The following is a 3,852-nucleotide window of genomic DNA, read 5'->3' as shown; positions in this document are numbered from 1 at the left end:
GTGAAATAATGGATAGGTGAGCATTACTTGACTAATCATCAGGTTCTCAAAATGCGAAGGAACGCGGGATCGAGGCAGGAAATCCGCGTGTTCCTGGCGTGGGTTGGCGGCTTTGCTCCGCATTATTTTGCGACGAACCTCTGTGGTCGTTTGACCAGCAGAGGAATTATTGATGTCGAAATCCGAATATGAGCTGATCACTGAGCTCAAAGCTGCGCTGACCAACCGCCAATACAGCCCGGTGGTGATCAGAAATTACTGCGCCTATGCACACGAGTTCCTCGACTATCTCCTGCATCAAGGAATTCCGGTCGCAGATGTGACCGAGGACCTGATAGAGCGATATCTGCACCATGCGACCGCGCTATTCCGGAAGCGTCGCGGTCGACGGCCCAGCAAGCGCTGGCATGAAGTTCCACAGTCGGGGATCCACGCGCTGCTACGGCTTGGGCAGGGTCAGTGGCCACCTGCTGCAAAAGCAACATGCGCCACCGATGCACTGCGGCTTACGATCTGCAACGAATACGAAACCTGGCTTCGCGAGGACCGTGGCCTTGCCCAAGCCAGCATCGACGCGTTCTTGTGGGAAGCGCGCTACTTCCTTGCCTGGCAACTCGACCGGAGCGGGGTCGAGGGCCTCGAGGGAGTGACCGTCGGCGACATCGACAGCTATATGGACCTGCGTGGCTCGAAGCTGACGCGCAGTTCGCTGAAATCCACAGCGGAGCGGCTTCGCTCGTTGCTGCGCTACCTCCACAGGACTGCCCGCGTTGCGGCAGACCTGTCGCCGCATATTATCGCGCCGCGGCTCTACGCCTATGAAGGGGTGCCGTCGATTTTGGAGCGCGACCAGATCGCCGCGGTTCTGGCAAGCGCGAGCAAGGACAAGACGGCTGCCGGTTTGCGTGACCATGCGATCTTACAGGTCCTCGCTACCTATGGACTGCGCTCAGGCGAAGTCCGCAACATGCGGATAGAAGATATAGACTGGCGGACCGAGGTCGTTCGTGTCCGCCATAGCAAAACGCAGGCCTACACGTTCCTTCCGTTGATGGAGCCGGTTGGCGAAGCGATCCTTGCTTATCTGCGGTCTGGTCGGCCCACCACTGATGCCAGGGAATTCTTCATCCGCACGCGCGCGCCCTATCGCAAGCTCGACAAGATATACAGCTTGGTTCGGCGGCGGCTCCGGGATGCCGGCGTCAAACCCTCAGGTAAATGCGGGCCTCACATCTTCCGTCACGCTCGTGCGACCGAGTTGTTGCGCGCCGCAGTGCCGAAGAAGGTAATCGGCGACCTGTTAGGACATCGCTCAACCGCGGCGACAGCGCCCTACCTCAAACTCGCCACCGAGGATCTGAGGGCCATCGCTCTTGATGTGCCGGGAACGGAGGTGCTGGCATGACCTCCCGTTGGCCCGATCCCGATCGCGCGCGCATTGGCAGCTATGTCGCGAGCCTTGATCTGCGCAATCTCAAAAGCCGCACCTGCTATCGACAGGTCCTGCATAGCTTCCAGGATATTGTCGAACGGCATGAGGTGCTCGATCAACAAGCGCTGCAGGCCTGGTTACGAGAATTAGCCACTCGCTGGGCGACATCCACGCTCCTGCATCGCACCCGCATCATCGACCGGTTCCTCGATTACCTCCTGGTAACCGGTGCGATCGATCACAACCCTGTCGAAGCTCTACGTGAGGCATGCCATATAAAGCAGTGCATGCCGATCTGGCGCGCGTTGATATCGCGTAGTCCAGAACAGGCTCTTGCCAAACTGCGCCAACCCAAACCGTTCGGCAGCGTGCTGGGCGAGGTCATGGCTGAACATGTCGCGATGATGCGGCGCAGGGGATACAAATATACGTCGCAACCCGAGCGGTTCTTGCAGTTCGACCGGTTCCTGCAGTTGAACCCGCAACTGGAAACCCAGCCGCTGAGCGTAATGATCGATCAATGGGCGGCCACGAAGGGCACGCGCAACCATGCATATGAACGCGAAAACCTCGAGCGCATCTTCGCAAAAATCCTGCGCCGCCACGACCCGTCAGCTCCTCGGCGTCGACCGGATCCGAGACCCCGAAAGGAGGTGGCCCGGCAGTGGCGAAAGCCCCATATCTACTCTCCTGCCGACGTACGGCGAATGCTCGACATTGCCCGTTCGTATCCCTCGCCGCGGGCAACACTTCGTCCGTTGAGCATCTACACCATGCTGTTGTTGGCCTACTGTGCGGGTCTGCGGCGTGGAGAGTTGGCCAGGCTGGATCTTGGTGACGTTAATCCCGGTGACGGCACCATCACGGTTCGACAGACTAAGTTCTTCAAGACCCGAATCCTGCCACTCCCCGACAGTGTGATGACCGAACTCCGGACCTACATCGCTGCACGGCGTCGGGCTGGCGCATCGCAGGATTCACACTCCGCCCTGTTCTGGCACGTCCACGGCAGATCCCACTACACGCCCGAAATGGTCACCTGGGTGCTTACAGGCGTTATACGTCGCGCCGGGTTGAAGCCGTTGCAAGGGCAACTCGGGCCTCGCGTTCATGATCTTCGGCACTCGATGGTCGTGAACCGTATCCTTGAATGGTACCGTCTGGGCATCAATCCGCAGGATCGCCTGCCGTTCCTCGCCACCTACCTCGGCCATCGGGATATCAACTCCACCCTGGTCTACATCACCGTCACGCAGGATCTGCTGCATCTCGCGAACGAACGGTTCAGGGCCCTGGGCGCGCCATGTCTCAATCTCGAGCGGGAGGTGCGGTCATGAGCAAGGCCAATCCGTTCCCGGAACTGATGCGCGCGTTCTTCTACGAATGGCTCCTCGAGCAGCGCAATGCGTCCGTCAACACGGTCCGTTCCTACCGCGACACCTGGCGACTGTTCCTCCGGTTCGTTGCTGACCGCACGAAAATGAAAGTTGCGGTGATCTCGCTGACCGATCTGACTGCGGCGCAGGTCGCTGCGTTCCTGAGGCACGCCGAGCACGAACGCGGCGGCACGATCGGCACCCGCAACTGCCGGCTTGCCGCAATCCGCAGCTTCTTCAACTTCGTGGCGACCAGGGATCCTGCCTCGATCGCGCAATGCGTTGAAATCCTCAACACCCCGATCAAGCGGGCGCCGGTATCGGAACCTTGCTATCTGGATCCACCGGAAGTGGCAGCGATCCTTGCCCAGCCAGATCAATCGACCCTCGAAGGCATGCGCGATCATGCGCTGCTCTCGTTCCTCTACAACAGCGGCGCGCGAATACAAGAAGCACTCGATATGTGCCCTGCGGCGATCCGGTTCGATAGCCCGAACTGCGTCCGACTTACGGGTAAGGGCCGAAAAGAGCGTATCTGCCCGCTTTGGCCGGAAACCGTGATGTTGTTGAAAAAGCTGCTTGAGCGGCAGCCGCGGGCACCAGACCAGCGGCTGTTCGTCAACCGCTACGGAGAGCCGCTCAGCGCCTCGGGCGTCCGGTTCAAGCTTGCCGCCTATGTGAAGGCGGCGGCTGAAACCATGCCGTCGCTGCAAACGAAGCACGTAACGCCGCACAGCTTCCGCCACGCCACCGCCGTCCACCTCGTATCGGCGGGCGTAGACATCACGGTCATCCGCAGTTGGCTTGGGCATGTGAGCCTCAACACGACTAATCACTACGCGAAGGCCAATCTGGAGACGAAGCGAAAGGCGCTGGAACAGGTCGTGCCGGTGGCGACGGGGCGCTCATCATCCTGGAAACGCGATACGAGCCTGCTCGCCTGGCTCGATACGCTCTGAAATAATGCAAAGGAATCTTGGGCAGGAACACTGACAATCAGCCGATCTGCGCCCGTTCCTTCGCATTTTGAGAACCTGATGATTA

At 59.8% G+C, this 3,852-nt stretch carries 3 protein-coding genes; all 3 read left to right on the top strand.

All coding sequences use genetic code 11. The annotated features are described in order from the left end of the window. Nucleotides 1-172 precede the first annotated feature (172 nt). The 3 genes from G6N73_RS34940 to G6N73_RS34930 are packed head-to-tail and all read left to right on the top strand — an operon-like array spanning nt 173 to nt 3,767. Entirely contained in the window at nt 173-1,405 is a 1,233-nt protein-coding gene (locus tag G6N73_RS34940; RefSeq protein WP_165034430.1) for a site-specific integrase, read from the top strand. Beyond that, nucleotides 1,402-2,769: a tyrosine-type recombinase/integrase gene (locus tag G6N73_RS34935; protein WP_165034429.1), complete on the top strand. Its 1,368-nt coding sequence runs from the start codon at nt 1,402-1,404 to the stop codon at nt 2,767-2,769. The genes G6N73_RS34940 and G6N73_RS34935 overlap by 4 nt, the downstream gene beginning before the upstream one ends. Next, entirely contained in the window at nt 2,766-3,767 is a 1,002-nt protein-coding gene (locus G6N73_RS34930) for a site-specific integrase (protein WP_165034428.1), read from the top strand. Before G6N73_RS34935 ends, G6N73_RS34930 begins: the two co-directional genes overlap by 4 nt. Nucleotides 3,768-3,852: the final 85 nt, after the last annotated feature.

Origin of the sequence: Allomesorhizobium camelthorni (assembly GCF_011045125.1) — a bacterium.
GTDB lineage: Bacteria > Pseudomonadota > Alphaproteobacteria > Rhizobiales > Rhizobiaceae > Allomesorhizobium > Allomesorhizobium camelthorni.
The sequence above is the reverse complement of the archived record's forward strand: the minus strand, read 5'-3'. Positions and strand labels throughout refer to the sequence as shown.